This window comes from Pseudomonadota bacterium (assembly GCA_039196715.1).
Classification (GTDB): Bacteria; Pseudomonadota; Gammaproteobacteria; order CALCKW01; family CALCKW01; genus CALCKW01.
The window spans coordinates 1-18,836 of the sequence record JBCCUP010000056.1 but is presented as its reverse complement, the minus strand read 5'-3'; the positions used below and the strand labels follow the sequence as shown (position 1 = coordinate 18,836).

The window sequence follows — 18,836 nt, the reverse complement described above, 5'->3', positions numbered from 1 at the left end:
CATGGCAACGCTGGACACCTGGATCGACGCACACGCGCGCCACACCCCCGACGCCACTGCCATCCGCTTCGAGGGCGAGCGGTGGTCGTACAGCGCCCTCGCGGATCAGGTCGCGCGCTGCGCGACCACCCTGGCGCGACTCGAGGTCGGCGCCGGCGACCGCATCGTCTGGCTGGGCCAGAACCACCCACAGCTGCTGACGCTGCTGTTTGCCGCGGCCCGGCTGGGTGCGGTGCTCTCACCGATCAACTGGCGGCTGTCCACCGCCGAAATGCAGCACGTGATCGACGACGCAACGCCGCGCGTGCTGTTCGCCGACGCGGCGATGGCGGGCGGCGCCGACACACTGATCGCCGCCAACCCGACGCTGACCCGCTGGGACGTCGAAACCACCGCGTGGGATGACACGACAGGCACACCACACACCGCAGCGCCGGTCGACCCGCACGCGCCGCTGCTGCTGGTGTACACCTCCGGCACCACCGGGCTGCCGAAGGGCGCCATGCTCAGCCAGCACGCGCTGCAGGTGAACGCGTGGAACGCCGTGCACATGCACGGCATGAGCGCCGCGGACCGCGTGCTGTCGGTGCTGCCGATGTTCCACGTCGGCGGCCTCAACATCCAAACCACACCCGCGCTCTACTGTGGCGCCGAGGTGCTGCTGCACCGCCGCTTCGAGCCGGCCGCGACGCTCGGCGCGCTCGCCGACGACCGGCCGAGCCTGTGTGTACTGGTACCGGCCACCATCCAGGCCCTCGCAGGACAGCCGAACTGGCAAGTCACGCCAGTGGACTCGCTGCGCATGCTGACCACCGGGTCGAGCATCGTGCCACTCGAGACCCTCGCCGTGTTCGAAGACCGCGGCGTGCCGGTGGTGCAGGTCTACGGCTGCACCGAGACGGGGCCGGTCTCGGCCTACCAGACGCTGAACCACCGCAACCACGCGAGCGGCACCACGGGACGCGCGGCGCTGCACAGCGCGTTGCGCATTGTCGACCGCGACGGCGCGCCCTGCCCCCCCGGCACCAGCGGGGAGATTGTCGTGCTGGGTGAGCACATCCTGAGCGGCTACTGGAACAACCCCGAGGCGAGCACCGACGCCCTGCGGCACGGCGGCTTCGCGACCGGAGACGTCGGCTACCTCGACGCCGACGGCGACCTGCACGTGCAGGACCGCGCGCGCGACCTGATCATCTCGGGCGGTGAGAACGTCTACCCGGCCGAGGTGGAGCGTGTGCTGCGCACCGTGCCGGGGGTGCGCGACGTCGCGGTCACGGCGGTGCCCGACGACACCTGGGGCCAGGTGCCCGCCGCCTGGCTCATCGTCGACGCGGCCACTTACTCCGAAGACACGGCCAGGGCGCAGCTCCACGCGTCACTCGCGAGATTCAAGCACCCGCGCGACTGGCACGTGGTCGCCGACTTCCCACGCAACGCGCTTGGCAAGGTGCAGAAATTCGCCCTGACGCCGCCCTGAGCCCCACGCTCGAGGGCGCATCGGGCCCTACTGGAGGGCGGCAAAGGCGAGCGTATCCCGCTCGCCACGCAGTTGCAGGTTCGGCCCCTCGGCCGCGACCTCGAACACCTGCCCGCTCAACGCCGCGAGGTAGGCGTTCTCGCGCTCGGCCACGGCCGCGTCGGTGCAGCCTCGGCGCGTTGCGGCCAGCGGCCCGACCGACAAACGCCCGGCCGAATCGAATTCGGCGCGGCCCGAGAAGCGGTTGCACCCGGCAAAGCCGGTGACCTGCACGCCGTCGCCGTCGCGCACCAGGGTCAGCAGTTGCTCGACCCGGTTGATCTGCCCGTTGTGGCGCACCAGGCGAAGCTCGACACCGTCGAGCGAAAATTCTGCAGGTTGGGTGGGTTTCACGGCGATGCATCCCGCGAGGGAAGCAATCAGCCACACCAGCACACCGAGCCGCGCCGTTGTCATCCGAGCATCCCTCGAGTCATTGAAGTCGCCTGTAGTGTAGCGCTTGCACCACACGCCATGCCCGCGTCACTGCCGTGGCGGTCGATCGGAGGGGACACTGCCGCCCTTCTCGCGGAAAACCTGACAGCGCTCAGCAATCAAGACCCGGACAGTGCGCCGCGTCGCGCCGAATCGAGCCTGGCATCAGCCGAGCCAACCGGTTTGGCTGCCAAACCCGGCACACCGCCGTTCGACTCAGTCACCCTGCAACGCGGACTGCCGTTTTACCTTGGTGTATTTGGCGTAATAGGCTTCGCTGAAGGAACCCAGGCCCTCAACGGTGTTCGCTGACACCGCGATGTTGAGCAGCACGTGCGGGTCGTCAGGCGCAAGCCGGAGTGCCTCGTTCAGCAATTGGAGCGCGCTCTCTCCAGACCCCTTCTCCTGCTCCACGATGGCACGCTGGATCCAGATCGCGGGCACATCACGGTTCCGAGCCAGGGCCTGGTCGAGCATCCACTCGGCACGGCGCAATTCTCCGATCTGCAACATCGCCGAGCCCGCCCAGAACCAGGGCCGCCAATCGAAGTTGTCCGTGTTCAGCAGCGGGAGTAACACCACACGGGCTTGTTCCGCTCTGCGCGACATGGTCAGCAGTCGCCCCAACATCAGGCGCGCGTCGACATGACCAGGCTGGCTTTTCAGCACGTGTTCCAGCATCTGTGTCGCGCTCTGGGGCTCGGTGTGCTGCAGCGCCAGCGCGCGGCGGAATGTGGCATCCGTGGGCGACAGAATGCGACGGTTGCCACGGGTTTTTGGCAATTTGTCTTCAGGCACGTATCCAACGACGGGCAAGTCGGCTACGGCACTCTGGGTCTCGGCCGTGTCGCCGTCGTCCGTGCTGGTCGTCTCGTCTTCGCTGTCACTGGCGTCTTGCCCATTGCTGAGTATCTGCTGCAACACTTCGACAACCTGGCCTGCCTGATCAGATTGCGACAAATCCGGTGTGGTCGCGTCGTCAGAGTGCACTGTGCCCGTCACGAGCAGACTTGCAACGAGCGCTGATGCGCGCAAGAACGGGGTGTTCATAGCGGAAGTCTCCTGCAAGCCCGTCTACCGGGCCGCTGTGGTGAATGGGGTTTCGACCAGGCGCGCGGTGATGAACATCAGCAGCTCTTTTTTGGTTTTGGATTGGTAGGTGCCGCGGAACAGGCCGCCCACAACCGGCAGATTGCCGAGCACCGGCACCGAGCGCTCGGTGTCCGTCTCCTGCTCCTGGATCAAGCCGCCAATGACGACGGTCTCGCCGTTGCGGGCACGCACCAGCGATGACGCCTGCCGGATCTCGAGGTTCGGCGCGTTGGAGCGCACATTGCCGTTTTCATCCCTGACCTCGGAGACACTCGCCACGCGGGTGATCACCGGCGACACGTCCAGCATGATCCAACCCTCAGTGGAGATTTGAGGGGTGATCGAGAGCACAATGCCCTCGGTGACGATCTGAGCCACGTCCTCGACCACCGTGACCGCGGTGCCGGACGTGGTATCGGTGGTGACCTCTCGGCTGAAGAAGGTGCGGTCCGTGCCAACCTTGATCATGGCGGACTGGTTGTTCAGCGTGCGGATCTTCGGTTGCGAAACCGTGCGCACCTCGCCTTGCTCCTGCAAGGCCTCGACAAGCACGGAGTAATCCAGATCCCCGTCGTCACCGAAGAGCCGCAACCCGAGCGTGGGTGCACCCGCTGCCGCACCGCCAACAGGCTGACCGATGATTTGTGAGATGCCGAGTTCGATGCTCGTGCCGTCGGCGCCACCCGACTTCAGTTGACTCCAATCGACGCCGAGGCTGAAGTCGTCGTTCAGCGCCACCTCGACGATCTTGACGTCAATGTCGACCTGACGGTGCACGGCGCTGTTGATGTGCTCGATGTAGCGTGCGACTTCCTCAACCCGGGGATGCACGTCGGAGATCTGCACCGTGCCCGCCATGCGGTTGATGAGAATGCGGCCATTCTCGGACGCGATGTCTTCGAGTTGCGATTCCAGCTCGTCCCAGAAGGCCACACTGTCGGACTGGCTGACCGAAATCTCCCCGGCCCCACCACCGTCGCCACCCTCGTCCTCGCCCCCGCCACTGCCGGTGCTGATTTGTGCCACGCTGCTGCTTTCACCGCTGCGCACGAGGCGGATGTAGTTCACGGTAAAGCTGCGTGTCTCCCACGACTTGACGGCCACGAGATTGCCATCACGTTCCCAGTACAAGCCCTCTGCCTTGAGCATGGCTTCCATGGCCTGGTCAAACGGCAAGTCGGTGAATTCCGCTGTGAGCACACCCTGCACATCGTGATCGACGACGATGTTGATCCCGTAGGCGCGAGCAAAGATCTGCAGCGCTTGCTGTATGGGCAGGTTCTCGGCGACGAAACTGTAGAGCTGCTCGTTTGCCTGGTCGGGCACGACATTGCCGACCTCGGGCCACGCCAACCGCGTGAACACCGGCATGGCCTCCAGGCTCCTGGACAGCTCGGTGGCCGGCCGCGTCGGTTGCGCAGGCACGTCGGGTTGCCGCTCCAGCGCCGCCGTGGAGGGGATCAGGTCACGCGTGACCTTGTTGGGCGCGGCACACGCCGTTACCAACCCGCAAGCGAGGGTGAGCAGCGTGAGCCGCCACACGTTGATAGTCATTCGGACCTCCTGTCCTGATGTGCGCTGAGCGACACAGTGCGTTGTCCCTCGGGACCCTTGAGCAGCACCTGCGCGCTGCTGATATCCACCACTTCGTAAACACCAACCCTGTCACCCTCGGTCACGATGCGCGCATTGAGCACCGCGTAGCGACTGTTCGGTCCCTCGACAATCGCCGTGACCACCGTGTCATACCCAAGCGGTTGGGATGCGGCACTGTCGACGGTCAGCGCCTGGGTCCGCACGTCGACTGCCTGTTCGCTCAGACGAAACGGGTCGCGCTGTGACGGTGACAGTGCGCTGGCCGCACGGAGATCCGCTGAGCCGGCATACGGCTCCTCGCCGTCTCGGTTCAACGCCGCCCGTCGCACGGTCTCGCCTGGCGCGCTCGTGCCACTGTCGGTGTTCGGGTCACCCGGCTCGTTCACCTCGACATGCGTGCTCACCTCCTCGCCGCCAATGCCCAGGAACGGTGCCACGCGCATCAACACCACACCCAGGGCGGCGGTCGCGAGGAGTCCGACGACAACCGGGTTGTTCAACCATTTTTTCATTCCGGTTCCGTCCCTGGCTCGCCGCCTGCGCCAGGGCCATCCGGTGCACCTTGGTCGTTGTCGGCCTCTGTCAATGCCGCGCTTCGTACGCCGAATCCGCCGCTGTCCTTGAACCACAGTTCAATCTCGGCCACGAGCGTCGTTGCACCGCCCACCTCACCGTTCACTGCAGCGGACACCAGCTCGTGTCGCCAGCGCTGCTGGCGCATGTCCAGCAAGAACGACAACATCCGGGCAAATCCGGTTTCCTGGTAGCGGGTCCCCACGGCCAAGGTGAGGACCACCGGCGCCACCTTGACACCGGGCAAGGCCGTCACATCGCGGTTCTCGAGGATCCGGTAGCTCAATTCCATGCCGACGCTCTTGGCCGACGCACTCTTCTCACTCAAGTAAGCCGCCATGGTCTGATGGTCCGGGAACAGGCGTTCCTGCTCACGGTCGAGCTCACGCTGTACCGCTTCAATCTGCGTGTCGATCCCAAGCGCGCGCAATCGATTGATCTCATCGGACAAGCCGATCTGGCTGTTGCTGTTGGCCGTCAGCGCTTCAATCTTCCCGAGGCGTTGGGTCATGCTCCACCAGACGCCGACACCGGAGGCCAGCGTGAGCAACGCCAGAACCCACGTGGCGCCGCGAAAGGAGCCGAATCGAGCCAGGCCCTGATCGAGCAGTTGCGAGACGCGCTTCAGGCCGGCCGCAGCCGGCTTGCGACGCGGTTGCTTGCGTCTGTTCTCGGCTGTTGCATCCACGGCCCCCGCGTTCACAAGATGTCACCCTCGACCTCAAAGGAGATTTCGGCGTCACCTGCGGCGCGTCCGTTGCGCAATTGCTCCAGCCACGCATCCTGCCAACTGGCGGACACCGCAGCGTGCCACGGCGCACGGGCAAGGCGTGATTCGAGCTCGCTCAAGCTGTGCGCGGCGTCTGCGAGGCTGGTGTAGTTGATGCCTGCGAGTCGGAATGCCCAAACGGTGTCACGCTGTTCGAGTTCGATCCGGCGCAACACCATGCTCTCGGGCAGCACATCACCGATCTGCTGCAGGAACAGCACGGGCAGTACGTGCTCCGGATCGGTGAGGGTGGCAAGCTGTTGTTCCAACGTTGTCAGGGTTTCGCGCTGGGCCAGGAGGTCGCTTTGCTCTGTGCGTAGCTGCTCGATCTGACTGATCAAGTCCGCGTTTTGTTTGGCGTGCTGAAAGATGTAGAACTCGATGCTGGCAATGGCCGCAATGCTGCAGAGCGATGCAGCGAGCGCCATGCGCTTGCCTGTGGCGATCAACTGTCTGTTGGTCACCGCGCGCTGCATTGACCGCGGCACGAAGTTGGTCTTGGTGCGCTTTGGCAGGCGGTTTATTTCGGCAGCCCAGAAACCGTGCTCGAGCGACAGTTCATCCGGGCTGAGGGTGATGTCAAAGTGCGGTTGCATTAGCGTGGCCGCTTCGACTGCATCCACACCCATGAGGGTCACAGCGCTGATGGTGCTCTGGTAACGCTGCTTGGTAAACAGCAGTGTGCGCTCGATGTCGGTGCGCAACCGCTCGACCCCGCCACCGTGCCAGCTGAAACCCAGTTCACGCACGAACATCGGGTCGCCGTCGGCACTCAACACCACCATTTCGATGCGCGAGTCGAACAGGGCCACCAGCAAGGTGTGTTCATGGTGGTCGCGGTCAACCCGCAACACGTGCTGCGCCATGATGTCCGTCAGCGGCAGCAAGCGCCTCGGCACCACATGGTTCTCTTCGCAGATCCGCAGGATCGCGTCGCGTGTGCTGGCGGGCATCACGTGCACCAACACGCTCTTGTTCTCCGCGTCAGCGCTGCTCTTGCGGTAGGCCCAGGCGGCGGCTTCGCTGAAACCCTTCTCCTGAGCGACCTGACGGACGAGGTACTTCTCGAGGTCGCGCTCGGACATCGACGGCACATCAAAAAAGCTGTGTGTGTGCTCATCGGATTCGTGGGCGATCGCAATTTCGCCACCGCGCCGCATCCGCAACGCTTTGCTGGCTTCAGCAAGAGCCAGCGAGAAGCCGGTCAAGTCGGTGACAGGCGTTGATGCACGCCACTCCTGGACAACCTCGTCCTGGGACAGACGAACCGCGTGAAATTCCTCGTAAATCCAACTGATGCCGAAGTGCGTGCTCACGGCAGCTCCCAGACCCAATCGGCGCCGTCCTGGCGGTAGCGGTAGTGCTTGTCCGAGTCAATCAGCGTGACCTGCTCCAGCGCGGCGGTCGCGAACGGTGCGTCGTAGAGGCTGACGCGGCTGTCGCTGATGATGTAGCGCTCCGACACCGTGGCGGGCCCGCCGACCGGCGCCGTGGCCAGCGCCACCCGTCCACCCCCCTCGAGTTGAAATGAGGGCTCGCTGTTTCGCTCGTTGCTGAGCAGCACGCGACGGAACAACCCCCCGAGGTTGCGCCGCTCGATCTTGATCGACTCCGACTCGACCAGGCCCGCCGCCGACGTCTGTTCCCAGATGGCAGAAAAGGCCGCGTGTGTGACAGGTGCTGCCGGTACGTTGCCCTCGAGGTTGGACACCACCATGAACCGCGGCGAAACCGGCGCGCTGTTCAGCCCACCCGTTTGCGTGTAGCCGCCGAAGCTGGTGTCGGTGTTGGTGAAGAAACGGGGGTCGAAATACACCGCGCGGTCGTAGCCACCGGGGTTGGTGGCGATTTGATCGACGGGCAAGTCCGACAGGCTCGCGATCGCCGCACTCCAGGCTGCCACGCTCGGCGCCGGGATCTGCTTTTGCCGATGGACGTACTGCTGCAGCTCTTCGGCGAGCGCCTTGACGGTGTTGGTTTCCTGGTCACCGCGCGCGCGAATGATCAACCGAATCGCGCTCGGCGCGATCGCGGATGCCAGTATGGCGATGATCGCCATGACCCCGATCATCTCGACCAGAGTGAACCCTGCGCGCTGGCGCCGCGCGCCCTGCAATCCATGCGTCTTCATACGATCCTTCGTCTGTGCAGACCTGACACCCGTACAGGGCAACGGTCACGGGTTCATCCAACTGAGCCCATCACACTGATCAAAGGCAAAAAGATTGCCAGCGCAACCATACCGACGATTCCGATCAGCGTCAGCATGATCACGGGCTCGACGATGGCGAACACGCGTTTCACCCGAATGGGTATCTCTTCATCGAAGCGTGCGGAGACGTGCGCCAGGGCGTGCTCGAACTGCCCGCTTTCCTCACCCACCGTGATCATGCGCAGCATCATTGGCGGAAAAATCCGGTGCTCACGCAAGGCGCTGCTGACCGTTTTGCCCTCGTTCACGGCGTTTTCGGCGTCCTGAATCGCGGCTGCGACCACGCGGTTGCCGATCATGTCCTTACACAAGGTCAGCGACTGCAATATGGTGACACCCGAGCGCACCAACACACTCATGTTGTGCGCAAACTGCGACAACGCGATCATGCGTGCGATGTCACCAAAGATCGGCAAGCCGAGCTTGACGTGATCCAGTCTGAGCGCGACCACGTCGGAGGCTCGCGCCAGGTAGCGCAAACCAATGAATGCGGCCACCGGCGTGCCGACAATCGCCCACCAGTATTGCTTGATCACGTCGCCCGTCGCGATCACCACCTGGGTGATTGCGGGCAGCGGTACGTTCAGGCTCACCAGGATCTTGGTGAAGGTCGGCACCACGAAGCTGAACAGCAACAGAATGAACAAGATCACCACGCAGACGACGATCGCGGGGTAGATGCTGACCTGCTTGACATCCGAGACCATGCGGTCCACCCACTCGAGGTGCAATTGCAGGTCCTTGAAGGCTTCGGGCAGGTTACCGCTCACCTCCGCTGCCTTGATCAGGTTGCACATCTGCACCGGGAAGACCGTGGGGTACAGCGACATGGATTCCGAAATCGGGTTACCGGCCTGCACATTGAGTGAGACATCCTCGAGCACGTGCAGGAAGCCCGGGTTGCTCGATTGCTCGGTCATGGTTTCGAAGGCATCGATGATGCTGATGCCTGAACCGAGCATGGCCGACATGGCGCTGCAGAACTCGATCAGCTCCTTGCGCGTGACCTTGAACCGCTTCGGAGCGGCCGCCTTGGAGCTCAGCTGCGCCTCGATCATCCAGTAGCCGATCGCCTGCAACTGCTGATCGAGCATGACCTCGTTGTCCGCGGCCATGCTGCCTTCGATCGACTTTCCGCCCTTGTCTACGGCCTTGTAGGTGAAATCCGGCATCGTTCAGCGCCCTTCAGCGAACCACCCGCAGCACTTCCTCGACGGTGGTGGTGCCTTCGCAGGCTTTGCGCAGGCCGTCCTGGAGCATGCTGTACATGCCCATCTCCTCGGCCAGGCGCTGCAGCTCCGAGGCCACGGCGCCGTGCATGATCGGGTCGTGAAAGCGCTCGTCGAGCACCAGCACCTCGTAAATGGCCTGACGCCCGCTGTAGCCTGTGCTGCGGCACTTCGAGCAGCCCTCGCCCTTGTACAACTGGGCACCGGTGAAGCGCTCGGTGTCGACGGGGAGATCGGCGAGCACACGCTCGGCGTCTGCGACCTCAACCTTGCAATCGCTGCAGATCCGGCGCACCAGGCGTTGTCCGATCACGGCAGTCAACGCGGCTGGCAACAGGTAGGACTCCACCCCCATGTCAACCAGACGCGACACCGCGCCCACCGCATTGTTGGTGTGCAAGGTCGAGAACACCAGGTGGCCGGTCAGTGCCGCCCGCGTGGCAAGTTGTGCCGTCTCCTGGTCACGTATCTCACCGACCAGGATGACATCGGGGTCCTGCCGGAGCAGCGCACGCAAGCCGCTCGCGAAGGTCATGCCGATGTCGGACTTGATTTGTGTCTGGCGCACCATCGGCATGGAGTATTCGACGGGGTCCTCGAGCGTGAACACGCTGCGCTTGATCGCGTCGATTTGCCCGAGTGCCGAATAGAGCGTTGTGGTCTTGCCCGAACCGGTGGGCCCGGTCACCAGGACCATACCGAAGGGCCGCTCGATCACCTCTTCGATCTGCATCCGCTCCCGGTCACCGAGACCAAGCTGATTGAAGGAGGGTCGGTTGTCAGCCGACTCGAGGATCCGCATCACCACACTTTCGCCGTGGTTCGTCGGCAGTGTCGAGACCCGCAAGTCGACCTCGCGGCGCCCGTACAGGAAGCGGATGCGGCCATCCTGCGGCACCCGTTTTTCGGTCACGTCCAGGTCCGCCATCAGCTTGATCCGCGCCGTCAGCGAAGCCTGCAACAGGTCGGGAATGAACACTTCCTGGCGCAGCACCCCATCGACCCGGGTGCGAACCCGCACCATTTTCTCTTCGGGCTGAATGTGGATATCGGTGGCTTGCGTCTTGATCCCGAGGGCGATGATCTGATCGACCAGGCGCGGCAGGGAGGACCGCTCACGCTCACCCTCGTCATCAAGGTCTGCGCCCTCGTTCAGCAGGGTCTCGACGGTGTCGTCAATGGAACTGCCCTGGGCGTAGTGCCGCTCGATGGTCTCGAGGATATCGGCCTCGGCCGCGCTGACAATGTCGACCTGCCGACCGGTTTTTTTCTCGATGGAGTCGATGGCAATGACATTGAAAGCGTCCGCCAAGGCCACCGTGAGCACATCGCCGTCCAGACTGATCGGCATCACCTTGAGCTGCCGGGCCGTGACGTACGGCACCAGCGCCAGCACCTCGGTGTCGACGACCACGTTGAGTACGTCGACAACCCGGGTTTGCGTCTCCATCGCGAGGTTGTTGGTGAGCACATCCTGGCTGATGAAGCCCAGCGAGACCAACACCTCGCCGAGAAACCCCCCGTTGCGCTTCTTTTCCTGTAACGCCAGGTTGAGTTGCGCCTCGGTGATCATGCCCATGTCGATCAAGCGCTGACCGAGTGGCTTCTGCTCAGCCGAGTTGGCCTTGGTGTCCTCGGCGGGCATGTCTGCCCTCACGGCCTGCTGCTGATTCATGGGGTGCTATCGCCTGTGGCTGTTACGACAGGCGATCAAACACGTGCCAGGCAAACTGCAAGGATGCTGGTGTGCGTGCCGTTGTACCGCTTCACCCGACCCTGGGTCTTCCAATTCGCTGTGCCGGCATCGGAGTCGAGCACACCGCTGATCTTCTCGGCAATCTTGTCCGTGATACCGTCGGCGCGGTAGACCAGGAACTGCCCGTCGGACGTGCCGTCGCCGTCGACGTCACACGCCCAGCGGCCATCGGATGTGTTGTACAGGGCCTGGTACGCCGTGGCACTGAAGGGGTTGACAAGGTTCTTCTGCAAGTACGGCCCGCGCCAGTTGGCGATGGCATCGCCCGCCGCGTTGACGGCGTTGATCAACAACTGGTGGTTGTGCGGGGCTGTGGACGCATCGGACGTCGGGTACATCCGCGGCCAGCGGCTGGTGTCCGCGTTGAACTTGGCCACCGCGGTCTCCAACGTTTTCACTTGCTGGACAAAGTTGGACACCTTGGCGTCTTCGATCGCGTCGAAGATGCGCGGCGCCGCCACCGAGGCGAGGATCGCGATCACCGCCAACACGCCAATCATCTCAACCAGCGTAAAACCGTGTTCTCTCTTTGCAACTTTCATTTTTCAACTCCCTGTTGAAACTGGCAACTTGTTTTCTGCCGTTATCAGCCTGTTTCGCGAACCGACACACAGCCACGGTCGCAAAACGCGTTACGGCGCAGAAACGTTAGCGACAGCCGCCCAGATACTTGAGCACGATTGAGTTTGCAGCCACACAGCGAATACGCGTTCGCCAACGATCCCCGCCGAGCACGTCACACCGGCGCGCAGTTTCGCGAAACTGCAGGGCTGATCCGGTGCGCGCGGGACCTGTGTCTCACCGTTCAGGCACTAACGCACTGATGCACGCCAGCCAGGCACCGCGTTTCACATTCGCTCTCGCAGACCGGCCCTGCGTGTCGAACTCAGCGTTCAGGCAGAACCGAACGCCCCACACGGGCACTGGCCGATACTGACGTGTCGGGGGATCAGACTCGGGATTGCCAGGTAAGCCCTCTTGCGCTTCGGGTGTCACTGTGCACGGATTCATGGGCAGTACGTGCGGGCACAGCCCGAGGGCGTGTGACCGCGCATCGGTCGGTCAGAAAGGGTTGACGGCCAAAGAAGGCCGTTCCGCGACTCTGCGCACAATCGGTTGTGGCGCCAACGCCCGTCACCAGCGCGGCGAGCCCCGGTCCAACGGCGACGATCACTCTGCGGTCGGTCTGACAACGGTCACGGTATTGCCAGTGTGGCCTTACAAGCACCACGCGAGCGACAGGTGCTCGCAGTCCGTGCCGGGCATACGTGGACTGGCGACACCGACCGAATCATCACAGGCATGTCCCTGCAGGCAGAAAATCCTGAAGACGCGCCTACCCGGGGAGGCGCCACGCGCGGGCTGTTCGCAGCGCGGTTGCAACCGAGCTCGTTGATCGAAAGACGGCATCACAGCGCGCGCACGCACACGCACACTGCCGTTGGCACCCGTCGGTAGCCAGACAGCCCAGCGGGTGCACGGGTGCCGATCGCGTCCATCGCGGTCAAACGATCTGGAGCACAAAGCAGGTCGCCGTGGCATTGGCATGGAGCCTGTCGTCGCCTGCGCCTTCCAGGCGACCTTCAACCGTGATCATCGTTTTGCCGTGATGAACGACCTCACCAGTTGCAACCAGTCGCCCCATCGAGGGCAAGACCACTCGGGTGAAATTCAGGTTCAGCTCGGCGGTGGTGACACCGGTCGCTGGCGGCGGGACAGTTTGCACGGCAATGTCCAGCACGGCGTCCAGCAGTGTCGCGGCGAAACCACCACAGACGGTAACCATGAAATCGACAACAAGGCTGTCGCGGTCTCCGCACTCAACGTGGCTGTTGAGTCACTAGTCACGTTTGGCTGGCACTCTGTGCTGGTACACGTGAAGCGTGTTGACGTTCCACGCTTCGCTTACACATGCAGAGCAATAGGGTCTTTGCAGGGAAAGGTAGGTTGCGCGATTGCATTACAACTTGCGCCAATCTGCTTCGCGCGCTTGAGCCTCAGTTCCTTGAGTACAGTGTCTTGAACATATTGAGCCACCCAATGAGGCCTACGCAGAACGTCGCTGCCGTCAGTGTATAAAAGACCGAAGGCCACTCTTCGCGCTTTACCGTAAAAGACAGAAGCGGATTATCAAAGAGGTAAAACGCGATGCGTCCACTGGACAATGCGTCCCAACCAAAGACGAGAAACGCACTCGAGAAGACTGTCAGGCTGATTGATTTCCACGTTTCCTCGGAAACACCGAGAAACTCCTCTTGGCTGTAGTGGAACAAAGTGATCCCGCCGAAGAAGAGCAACACGCCAACGTATTCCATAACAACCTCGCTCTGATGCTGCGGACTGCAGGATCCGTGTTGACCCGCATAGAGATGCGCAGCCACCCGATGTGATCGGCCGCCCTGTCCGGCACTGAAGCGGATCGAGCACGATGGGCCGTTGGCGTCGATTCGCTCAGGTCGCCGTGCAGTGCGCGTTGTAGAACCCTGGGGTTCGAACCCTCCCTCCTGTGAGAGAGGCGCAGCTCTTGGGGCCGGTGGGAAATTGGAGTCAAGCGCGGGGCTTGAAGTTGGCGGAGAGGGAACGACGGGAGGGATTGACTCAGAAACGCTAGGGCGTTTCTTCGCCCTACGGGCGTCGCTGCGCTCCGTCTCGCGAGCTGTGCTCGCGGTCGAACCCTGGGGTTCGAACCCTCCCTCGTGTGAGAGAGGCGCAGCTCTTGGGGCCGGTGGGAACTTGGAGACAAGCGCAAGGCTTGAAGATGGCGGAGAGGGAGCGTCGGTCGGGATTGACTCAGAAACGCTCGGGCGTTTCTTCGCCCTGTGAGCGCTGCAAGCAGCGTCCAAACCGGCTCCGCCGGTTTGTGATTCGGAATCGCCGGGCGGCGATTCCTCACCCTGCGGGCGCCTTCGGCGTCTCAGTTGCCTCCGGCAACTGATCGAACCCCGGGGTTCGAACCCTCCCTCGTGTGAGAGAGGCGCAGCTCTTGGGGCCGGCGGGAAATTGGAGTCAAGCGCTGGGCTTGAAGATGGCGGAGAGGGAGGGATGACCTCAAAACCGCTTGGGCGGTTTTTCGCCCTGCGGGCGTCGCTTCGCTCCGGTCGCCGCGCAGTGGGCGTCGTCGAACCCTGGGGTTCGAACCCTCCCTCTTGGGAGAAAGGCGCAGCTCTTCGGGCCGGCGGGAAATTGGAGTCAAGCGCTGGGCTTGAAGTTGGCGGAGAGGGAGGGATTCGAACCCCCGGACCTGTTACAGTCAACGGTTTTCAAGACCGCCGCATTCGACCACTCTGCCACCTCTCCGGCAGGTACCAGCTCGCCGTGGTGGCGTGGCTGCTCGCCTGGTGTGCAGCCCGGGTGTGTCGAGCGGGGGGCCGCCCTGCTCAACAGCCGGCAAGTGTAGCGGATTTCGGCGCTCGGGCAAACGGAGGTGCGCTCAGGGGTGGCGGGGCGCTGTGCGAGAGGCCCGAGAACTGCCCCTTTTGACACATATTTATATGGCGCTAGAAGCCTGAATCGGTTGGAAAAAACCATCACCTACCCTTGAATTTTGCCGATCGGCACGACATATTCATACACAGCTCGGTACACCGAACTCTCAGGACGAGCGTCGGTCCGAGACCCAACCTCTCAGTTTCAACAGGAGCTTTTGATGCAAACCCAAGCGATAGGCACGCGCAGTACGCTCGAAACGAACAAGCTGATTCGCAGTACCTACACCCTGCTCTCCATGACCCTGCTGTTCAGCGCAGCCATGGCGGCGGTTTCGATGGCGATCGGCGCAACCCGGGGCATGGGCCTGGTGGCCACGCTGGTTGGCATCGGCTTGCTCTGGTTTGCTCTGCCGCGCACCGCCAACTCCGGCGCCGGCATCGGCGTGGTGTTCGCGTTCACCGGCCTGCTCGGCTTCGGCCTCGGCCCGATCATCTCCTTCTACCTCTCGCTGCCGAACGGCGGCCAGACGGTCATGATGGCGATGGGCGGCACCGGTGCGATCTTTCTCGGCCTCTCGGGCTACGCGCTCAGCACACGCCGTGACTTCAGTTTCATGGGCGGCTTCCTCGGGGTCGGCCTGATCGTGGTCGTACTGGCGATGCTCGCCAACCTGTTCTTTCAGGTGCCGGCGGTCAGCCTCGCGATGGCGGCGGCGATGGTGCTGCTGATGAGTGGCCTGATCCTCTACGAGACCAGCCAGATGGTGCACGGTTACGTCGACAACTACATCGTCATGACCGCCAACCTCTTCCTCAGCATCATCAACCTCTTCCAGAGCCTGCTGATGCTGCTGGGCTTCGCGGGCGGCGACGACTAGCCGTCCCCCTCGACCCGGTCAACGCCCCGCTTGTCGGGGCGTTTTTGTTCAACGGAGGCACAGCCCGTGGATTGGACTCTCTTGCTTCAGGTGGTGCTGGCGATCGCGATTGCCGTGATGGTCGTCCCCGGCGCGCTGCGCATGGCGCGCAACGCCCCCAAGGGCAGCGGCTCAGATTGGATGGGCGCGGCCATGCCGCTGATCGCGGTGTTGGCTTTCGTGCTGCTGTTGATCAGCTTCGCCTAGCCGCCGGAGCGCGTTGCCACGCCGTCCTGCCGCGCAGGCAGGACGCACAGAACCCCTCAATTTGATGCCTCGCTTGGCCGCCGTCAGCGGCGCCTTGGTGGCGCTGCGCTGACTAACTGACCTGCAGTGTGGCCTTGCCGCCCAGGTACGGCACCAGTGCGTCCGGTACGGTCACGCTGCCGTCGGCCTGCTGGTGGTTCTCCAGCACCGCGATCAGGGTGCGGCCAACCGCCAGGCCTGAGCCATTGAGGGTGTGGATCAGCTCAGGCTTGCCGGTCTCGGCGTTTCGCACGCGTGCCTTCATGCGGCGCGCCTGGAAGTCCGTCATGTTGCTGCAAGACGAGATCTCGCGGTAGGTGTCCTGCCCCGGCAGCCAGACCTCGATGTCGTAGGTCTTGCAGGCCCCGAAACCGATGTCGCCACTGCAGAGCGTCACCACACGATAGGGCAGCTCGAGCCGCTGCAGGATCGCTTCGGCGTGCCCAACCATCGCCTCGAGCGCGTCCCAGCTCTCGTCCTCAGGCACCAGGTGCACCATCTCGACCTTCTCGAACTGGTGCTGGCGAATGAGGCCGCGCGTGTCCCGGCCGTGGCTGCCGGCCTCCGAGCGAAAGCACGGCGTGTGCGCCACGTAGCGCTGCGGCAACTGCGCCGGCTCGAACAGCTCGCCGCGCGCGAAGTTGGTGACCGGCACTTCGGCGGTCGGGATCAGGTAGAAGGCGCGTTCGCCCTCGAGGGCAAAGAGGTCTTCGGCGAATTTCGGCAGCTGCCCGGTGCCACGCAGCGAGTCGTCGTTGACGATGTAGGGCACGTTGACTTCGCTGTAGCCGTGCTCGTCGAGGTGCACGTCGAACATGAACTGGATCAGCGCGCGGTGCAGCCGGGCGACGTCGCCGCGCAGCACGGTGAAGCGGCTGCCGGTGAGCTTGCTGCCCATCTCGGCGTCGATGCCACCGCCTTCGGCGAGGTCCATGTGGTCCTTCGGTGTGAAGTCGAAGGTTGGCGGCTCGCCCCAGCGGCGGATTTCGAGGTTGTCGTCCTCGCTGTCGCCGGCCGGCACCGAGTCGTGCAGCAGGTTCGGCACGCCGGAGAGCAGGTCGTCGAGCGCCGCCTGCACGGCGTTGAGTTCGGTCTCGGCGGACTTGAGCTTGTCGCCGAGGTCGGCCACCGCGTCAAGCAGCGGCTGGGTGTCTTCGCCCTGCGCCTTGGCCCGGCCAATCTGCTTCGCGCTCGCGTTGCGTTCGGCCTGCAGCGACTGGGTCTGGGCCTGCACGTCGCGCCGACGCGACTCGAGCGACGCGAAGCCGGCGGCGTCAAAGTCATACCCGCGGCGTGCCAGGTTGGCGACGACGGCGTCGATGTCAGCTCGGAGCAACTTGGGGTCGATCATGGTCGGAGGATTCAGCGCGAAGTGGAAATAGGCTATAAGGTCAATTCTATGTCACACCAGCAACGCGCGCAGGCCCAGATAGCCGATTGCCACTGCCACGAGCGACAACACGACGTTGAGGCCGACGTTGGCGAGCGCGAGGGCGGTCTCGCCGTTCTGGACGAGGCGCAGGGTGTCCACCGAGAAGGCCGAGAAGGTGGTCAGCGACCCGAGCAACCCGACTTGCAGAAACGGCCGCCAGGGGGCATCGCCACCGCGCACCGTGATCCACGCGAGCACGCACCCCGCCACGGCACAGCCCACCCCATTCACGACAAGCGTGCCGAGTGGCAGTGCCGAGTCGGCGCGGGCGGCGAACAGCACGGTCGCGTGTCGCAGGCTCGCGCCCACCGCCCCGCCCAACATGATCCAGATCCACTCCACGGCGCGGCCCACTGCTCAGTGCAAAGCCCGAGTGTAGGAGCCCCGTCGGCAACCGACCTCCACACTCTCAAGACGCAACTCGTCGCCTGGGCGGCGGAACTCGGCTTTGCCGAGTGCCGGGTCAGCGACGGCACGCTTGGCGAGCACGCCGCCCGGCTGGACGACTGGTTGGCCGCTGGACACCACGGCGACATGACGTGGATGGACGAGCACGCCACGCTGCGCAAGGACGTCGCTGCGCTCGTGCCGGAAACCCGACGGGTCATCTCGGTGCGGATGGACTATCTCCCCGGGAACGCAGCGCCCATGCAGCCCTGCCTCGACGACCCGGAACGGGCCTACGTGTCGCGCTACGCGCTCGGCCGGGACTACCACAAGCTCATGCGCAAACGCCTGGCAACGCTCGGCAAACGCCTGCGCGACCAGGCCGGTGCACTCGGCTTTCGCGCGCTCGTGGACAGCGCGCCGGTGATGGAAAAGGCGCTGGCGATGCGCGCCGGGCTCGGCTGGATCGGCAAGCACAGCAACCTGATCAACGCGCGCGCCGGCAGCTGGTTCTTCCTCGGCGAGCTCTTCACCGACCTCGCGCTGCCGGTGGACGCGCCGCAGGTGCCGTCGCACTGCGGCTCGTGCACCCGCTGCATTGCGGCCTGCCCGACCGGCGCGATTGTCGCGCCCTACACCGTCGACGCGCGGCGCTGCATCTCCTACCTGACAATCGAGCTCAAGGGCGCGATTCCGCTCGAATATCGTGAAGCCATCGGCAACCGCATCTACGGCTGCGACGACTGTCAGTTGGTCTGCCCCTGGAACAAGTTCGCCACCGGACCCACGGACCCGGCCTTTGCGCCACGCAACGGCCTCGACACCGCGCGCCTGGTGGACCTGTTCGCCTGGGATGAAGCCACCTTCCTCGAGCGCCTCGCGGGCTCCCCGATCCGGCGCATCGGCCACCGTCGCTGGCTGCGGAACATCGCCGTCGCGCTTGGCAACGCCCCGAGTACGCCCGAGGTCATCGCCGCGCTGCAGGCCCGCGCCAACACGTCCGATGTGCTGGTGTCGGAGCACGTGCACTGGGCGCTGGCGCAGCACGGTGTCGGGGCGTAGCTGTTGTAAGAGCTGTGTCCTTGCCGGGCCGCGCAGGTGAAGCAAGACGCGGCGAATGGGTGGTGCGACTAGCTGTGTATAGCCAGTAGGTTGTTCACATCGATACCGAGTCGGGTGATGGGTTGTTGGTAGCCGAGACTGGCGTGCGGGCGGTGCCAGTTGTAGCGGTGGAGCCAGTGAGGGAGT

General features: G+C 64.0%; 19 protein-coding genes and 1 tRNA gene. 4 read left to right on the top strand and 16 right to left on the bottom strand.

Going from position 1 to position 18,836, the window contains the following annotated elements; genetic code table 11:
- Position 1 precedes the first annotated feature (1 nt).
- Positions 2–1,477 carry an AMP-binding protein gene (locus tag AAGA11_16620; protein MEM9604491.1) on the top strand — a complete coding sequence of 492 codons (1,476 nt, stop codon included), beginning with the start codon at positions 2–4 and terminating at the stop codon, positions 1,475–1,477.
- 27 nt (positions 1,478–1,504) lie between these two features.
- Here the strand turns inward: AAGA11_16620 and AAGA11_16615 are convergent, their stop codons facing one another.
- From AAGA11_16615 to AAGA11_16555, 13 genes are all read right to left on the bottom strand, one after another.
- The gene (locus tag AAGA11_16615; GenBank protein MEM9604490.1) at positions 1,505–1,933 is read right to left on the bottom strand and encodes an META domain-containing protein; all 429 of its coding nucleotides are present in this window, start codon (positions 1,931–1,933) and stop codon (positions 1,505–1,507) included.
- A 234-nt stretch (positions 1,934–2,167) separates the two neighbouring features.
- Positions 2,168–3,001 (bottom strand): tetratricopeptide repeat protein, encoded by an 834-nt coding sequence (locus AAGA11_16610; GenBank protein MEM9604489.1) that lies wholly within the window; start codon positions 2,999–3,001, stop codon positions 2,168–2,170.
- A 24-nt stretch (positions 3,002–3,025) separates the two neighbouring features.
- Positions 3,026–4,597 carry a secretin N-terminal domain-containing protein gene (locus AAGA11_16605; GenBank protein ID MEM9604488.1) on the bottom strand — a complete coding sequence of 524 codons (1,572 nt, stop codon included), beginning with the start codon at positions 4,595–4,597 and terminating at the stop codon, positions 3,026–3,028.
- Entirely contained in the window at positions 4,594–5,151 is a 558-nt protein-coding gene (locus AAGA11_16600; GenBank protein MEM9604487.1) for a hypothetical protein, read from the bottom strand. Before AAGA11_16600 ends, AAGA11_16605 begins: the two co-directional genes overlap by 4 nt.
- A complete protein-coding gene (locus AAGA11_16595) occupies positions 5,148–5,900 on the bottom strand; it encodes a hypothetical protein (protein MEM9604486.1) in 753 nt (250 codons plus the stop codon). Before AAGA11_16595 ends, AAGA11_16600 begins: the two co-directional genes overlap by 4 nt.
- Positions 5,901–5,911: 11 nt before the next feature.
- Positions 5,912–7,297: a hypothetical protein gene (locus tag AAGA11_16590; GenBank protein ID MEM9604485.1), complete on the bottom strand. Its 1,386-nt coding sequence runs from the start codon at positions 7,295–7,297 to the stop codon at positions 5,912–5,914.
- The gene (locus tag AAGA11_16585) at positions 7,294–8,112 is read right to left on the bottom strand and encodes a prepilin-type N-terminal cleavage/methylation domain-containing protein (protein MEM9604484.1); all 819 of its coding nucleotides are present in this window, start codon (positions 8,110–8,112) and stop codon (positions 7,294–7,296) included. Before AAGA11_16585 ends, AAGA11_16590 begins: the two co-directional genes overlap by 4 nt.
- A 53-nt stretch (positions 8,113–8,165) precedes the next feature.
- Positions 8,166–9,365, bottom strand: a complete 1,200-nt coding sequence (locus AAGA11_16580; GenBank protein MEM9604483.1) for a type II secretion system F family protein — start codon at positions 9,363–9,365, stop codon at positions 8,166–8,168.
- A 13-nt stretch (positions 9,366–9,378) separates the two neighbouring features.
- Positions 9,379–11,097 carry an ATPase, T2SS/T4P/T4SS family gene (locus AAGA11_16575; GenBank protein ID MEM9604482.1) on the bottom strand — a complete coding sequence of 573 codons (1,719 nt, stop codon included), beginning with the start codon at positions 11,095–11,097 and terminating at the stop codon, positions 9,379–9,381.
- 35 nt (positions 11,098–11,132) lie between these two features.
- Positions 11,133–11,720, bottom strand: a complete 588-nt coding sequence (locus AAGA11_16570) for a prepilin-type N-terminal cleavage/methylation domain-containing protein (protein MEM9604481.1) — start codon at positions 11,718–11,720, stop codon at positions 11,133–11,135.
- A 962-nt stretch (positions 11,721–12,682) separates the two neighbouring features.
- Entirely contained in the window at positions 12,683–12,964 is a 282-nt protein-coding gene (locus AAGA11_16565; GenBank protein MEM9604480.1) for a PaaI family thioesterase, read from the bottom strand.
- Between the two features lie 211 nt (positions 12,965–13,175).
- Positions 13,176–13,493, bottom strand: coding sequence for a hypothetical protein (locus AAGA11_16560; protein ID MEM9604479.1), 318 nt, complete (start codon positions 13,491–13,493; stop codon positions 13,176–13,178).
- 894 nt (positions 13,494–14,387) lie between these two features.
- Positions 14,388–14,475 (bottom strand) — tRNA-Ser (locus tag AAGA11_16555).
- Positions 14,476–14,824: 349 nt separating this feature from the next.
- On the opposite strand from AAGA11_16555, the gene AAGA11_16550 reads away from it, so the two are divergent.
- Both AAGA11_16550 and AAGA11_16545 read left to right on the top strand, forming a co-directional pair.
- Positions 14,825–15,484 (top strand): Bax inhibitor-1/YccA family protein, encoded by a 660-nt coding sequence (locus tag AAGA11_16550; GenBank protein ID MEM9604478.1) that lies wholly within the window; start codon positions 14,825–14,827, stop codon positions 15,482–15,484.
- A 66-nt stretch (positions 15,485–15,550) separates the two neighbouring features.
- Positions 15,551–15,730: a hypothetical protein gene (locus AAGA11_16545; protein ID MEM9604477.1), complete on the top strand. Its 180-nt coding sequence runs from the start codon at positions 15,551–15,553 to the stop codon at positions 15,728–15,730.
- A gap of 112 nt (positions 15,731–15,842) precedes the next feature.
- On the opposite strand, the gene serS is transcribed toward AAGA11_16545, so the two are convergent.
- Both serS and crcB read right to left on the bottom strand, forming a co-directional pair.
- Positions 15,843–17,120 (bottom strand): serine--tRNA ligase, encoded by a 1,278-nt coding sequence (serS, locus tag AAGA11_16540; GenBank protein MEM9604476.1) that lies wholly within the window; start codon positions 17,118–17,120, stop codon positions 15,843–15,845.
- A 51-nt stretch (positions 17,121–17,171) separates the two neighbouring features.
- The gene (gene crcB, locus AAGA11_16535; protein ID MEM9604475.1) at positions 17,172–17,543 is read right to left on the bottom strand and encodes a fluoride efflux transporter CrcB; all 372 of its coding nucleotides are present in this window, start codon (positions 17,541–17,543) and stop codon (positions 17,172–17,174) included.
- 18 nt (positions 17,544–17,561) lie between these two features.
- Between crcB and queG the strand changes: the two genes are divergently transcribed.
- The gene (gene queG, locus AAGA11_16530) at positions 17,562–18,650 is read left to right on the top strand and encodes a tRNA epoxyqueuosine(34) reductase QueG (GenBank protein ID MEM9604474.1); all 1,089 of its coding nucleotides are present in this window, start codon (positions 17,562–17,564) and stop codon (positions 18,648–18,650) included.
- Between the two features lie 68 nt (positions 18,651–18,718).
- On the opposite strand, the gene AAGA11_16525 is transcribed toward queG, so the two are convergent.
- The coding region (locus AAGA11_16525) for an IS481 family transposase (protein MEM9604473.1) at positions 18,719–18,836 on the bottom strand (118 nt) is incomplete at its 5' end.

What these genes read in the sequence shown, in the direction of transcription:
- AAGA11_16585 (MEM9604484.1), bottom strand. Translation starts at nt 8,112, where the DNA reads ATGAAGACGCATGGATTGCAGGGCGCGCGGCGCCAGCGCGCAGGGTTC.
- AAGA11_16610 (MEM9604489.1), bottom strand. Translation starts at nt 3,001, where the DNA reads ATGAACACCCCGTTCTTGCGCGCATCAGCGCTCGTTGCAAGTCTGCTC.
- AAGA11_16550 (MEM9604478.1), top strand. Translation starts at nt 14,825, where the DNA reads ATGCAAACCCAAGCGATAGGCACGCGCAGTACGCTCGAAACGAACAAG.
- AAGA11_16560 (MEM9604479.1), bottom strand. Translation starts at nt 13,493, where the DNA reads ATGGAATACGTTGGCGTGTTGCTCTTCTTCGGCGGGATCACTTTGTTC.
- AAGA11_16580 (MEM9604483.1), bottom strand. Translation starts at nt 9,365, where the DNA reads ATGCCGGATTTCACCTACAAGGCCGTAGACAAGGGCGGAAAGTCGATC.
- AAGA11_16620 (MEM9604491.1), top strand. Translation starts at nt 2, where the DNA reads ATGGCAACGCTGGACACCTGGATCGACGCACACGCGCGCCACACCCCC.
- AAGA11_16565 (MEM9604480.1), bottom strand. Translation starts at nt 12,964, where the DNA reads ATGGTTACCGTCTGTGGTGGTTTCGCCGCGACACTGCTGGACGCCGTG.
- serS (MEM9604476.1), bottom strand. Translation starts at nt 17,120, where the DNA reads ATGATCGACCCCAAGTTGCTCCGAGCTGACATCGACGCCGTCGTCGCC.
- AAGA11_16615 (MEM9604490.1), bottom strand. Translation starts at nt 1,933, where the DNA reads ATGACAACGGCGCGGCTCGGTGTGCTGGTGTGGCTGATTGCTTCCCTC.
- AAGA11_16575 (MEM9604482.1), bottom strand. Translation starts at nt 11,097, where the DNA reads ATGAATCAGCAGCAGGCCGTGAGGGCAGACATGCCCGCCGAGGACACC.
- AAGA11_16600 (MEM9604487.1), bottom strand. Translation starts at nt 5,151, where the DNA reads ATGAAAAAATGGTTGAACAACCCGGTTGTCGTCGGACTCCTCGCGACC.
- AAGA11_16570 (MEM9604481.1), bottom strand. Translation starts at nt 11,720, where the DNA reads ATGAAAGTTGCAAAGAGAGAACACGGTTTTACGCTGGTTGAGATGATT.
- AAGA11_16605 (MEM9604488.1), bottom strand. Translation starts at nt 4,597, where the DNA reads ATGACTATCAACGTGTGGCGGCTCACGCTGCTCACCCTCGCTTGCGGG.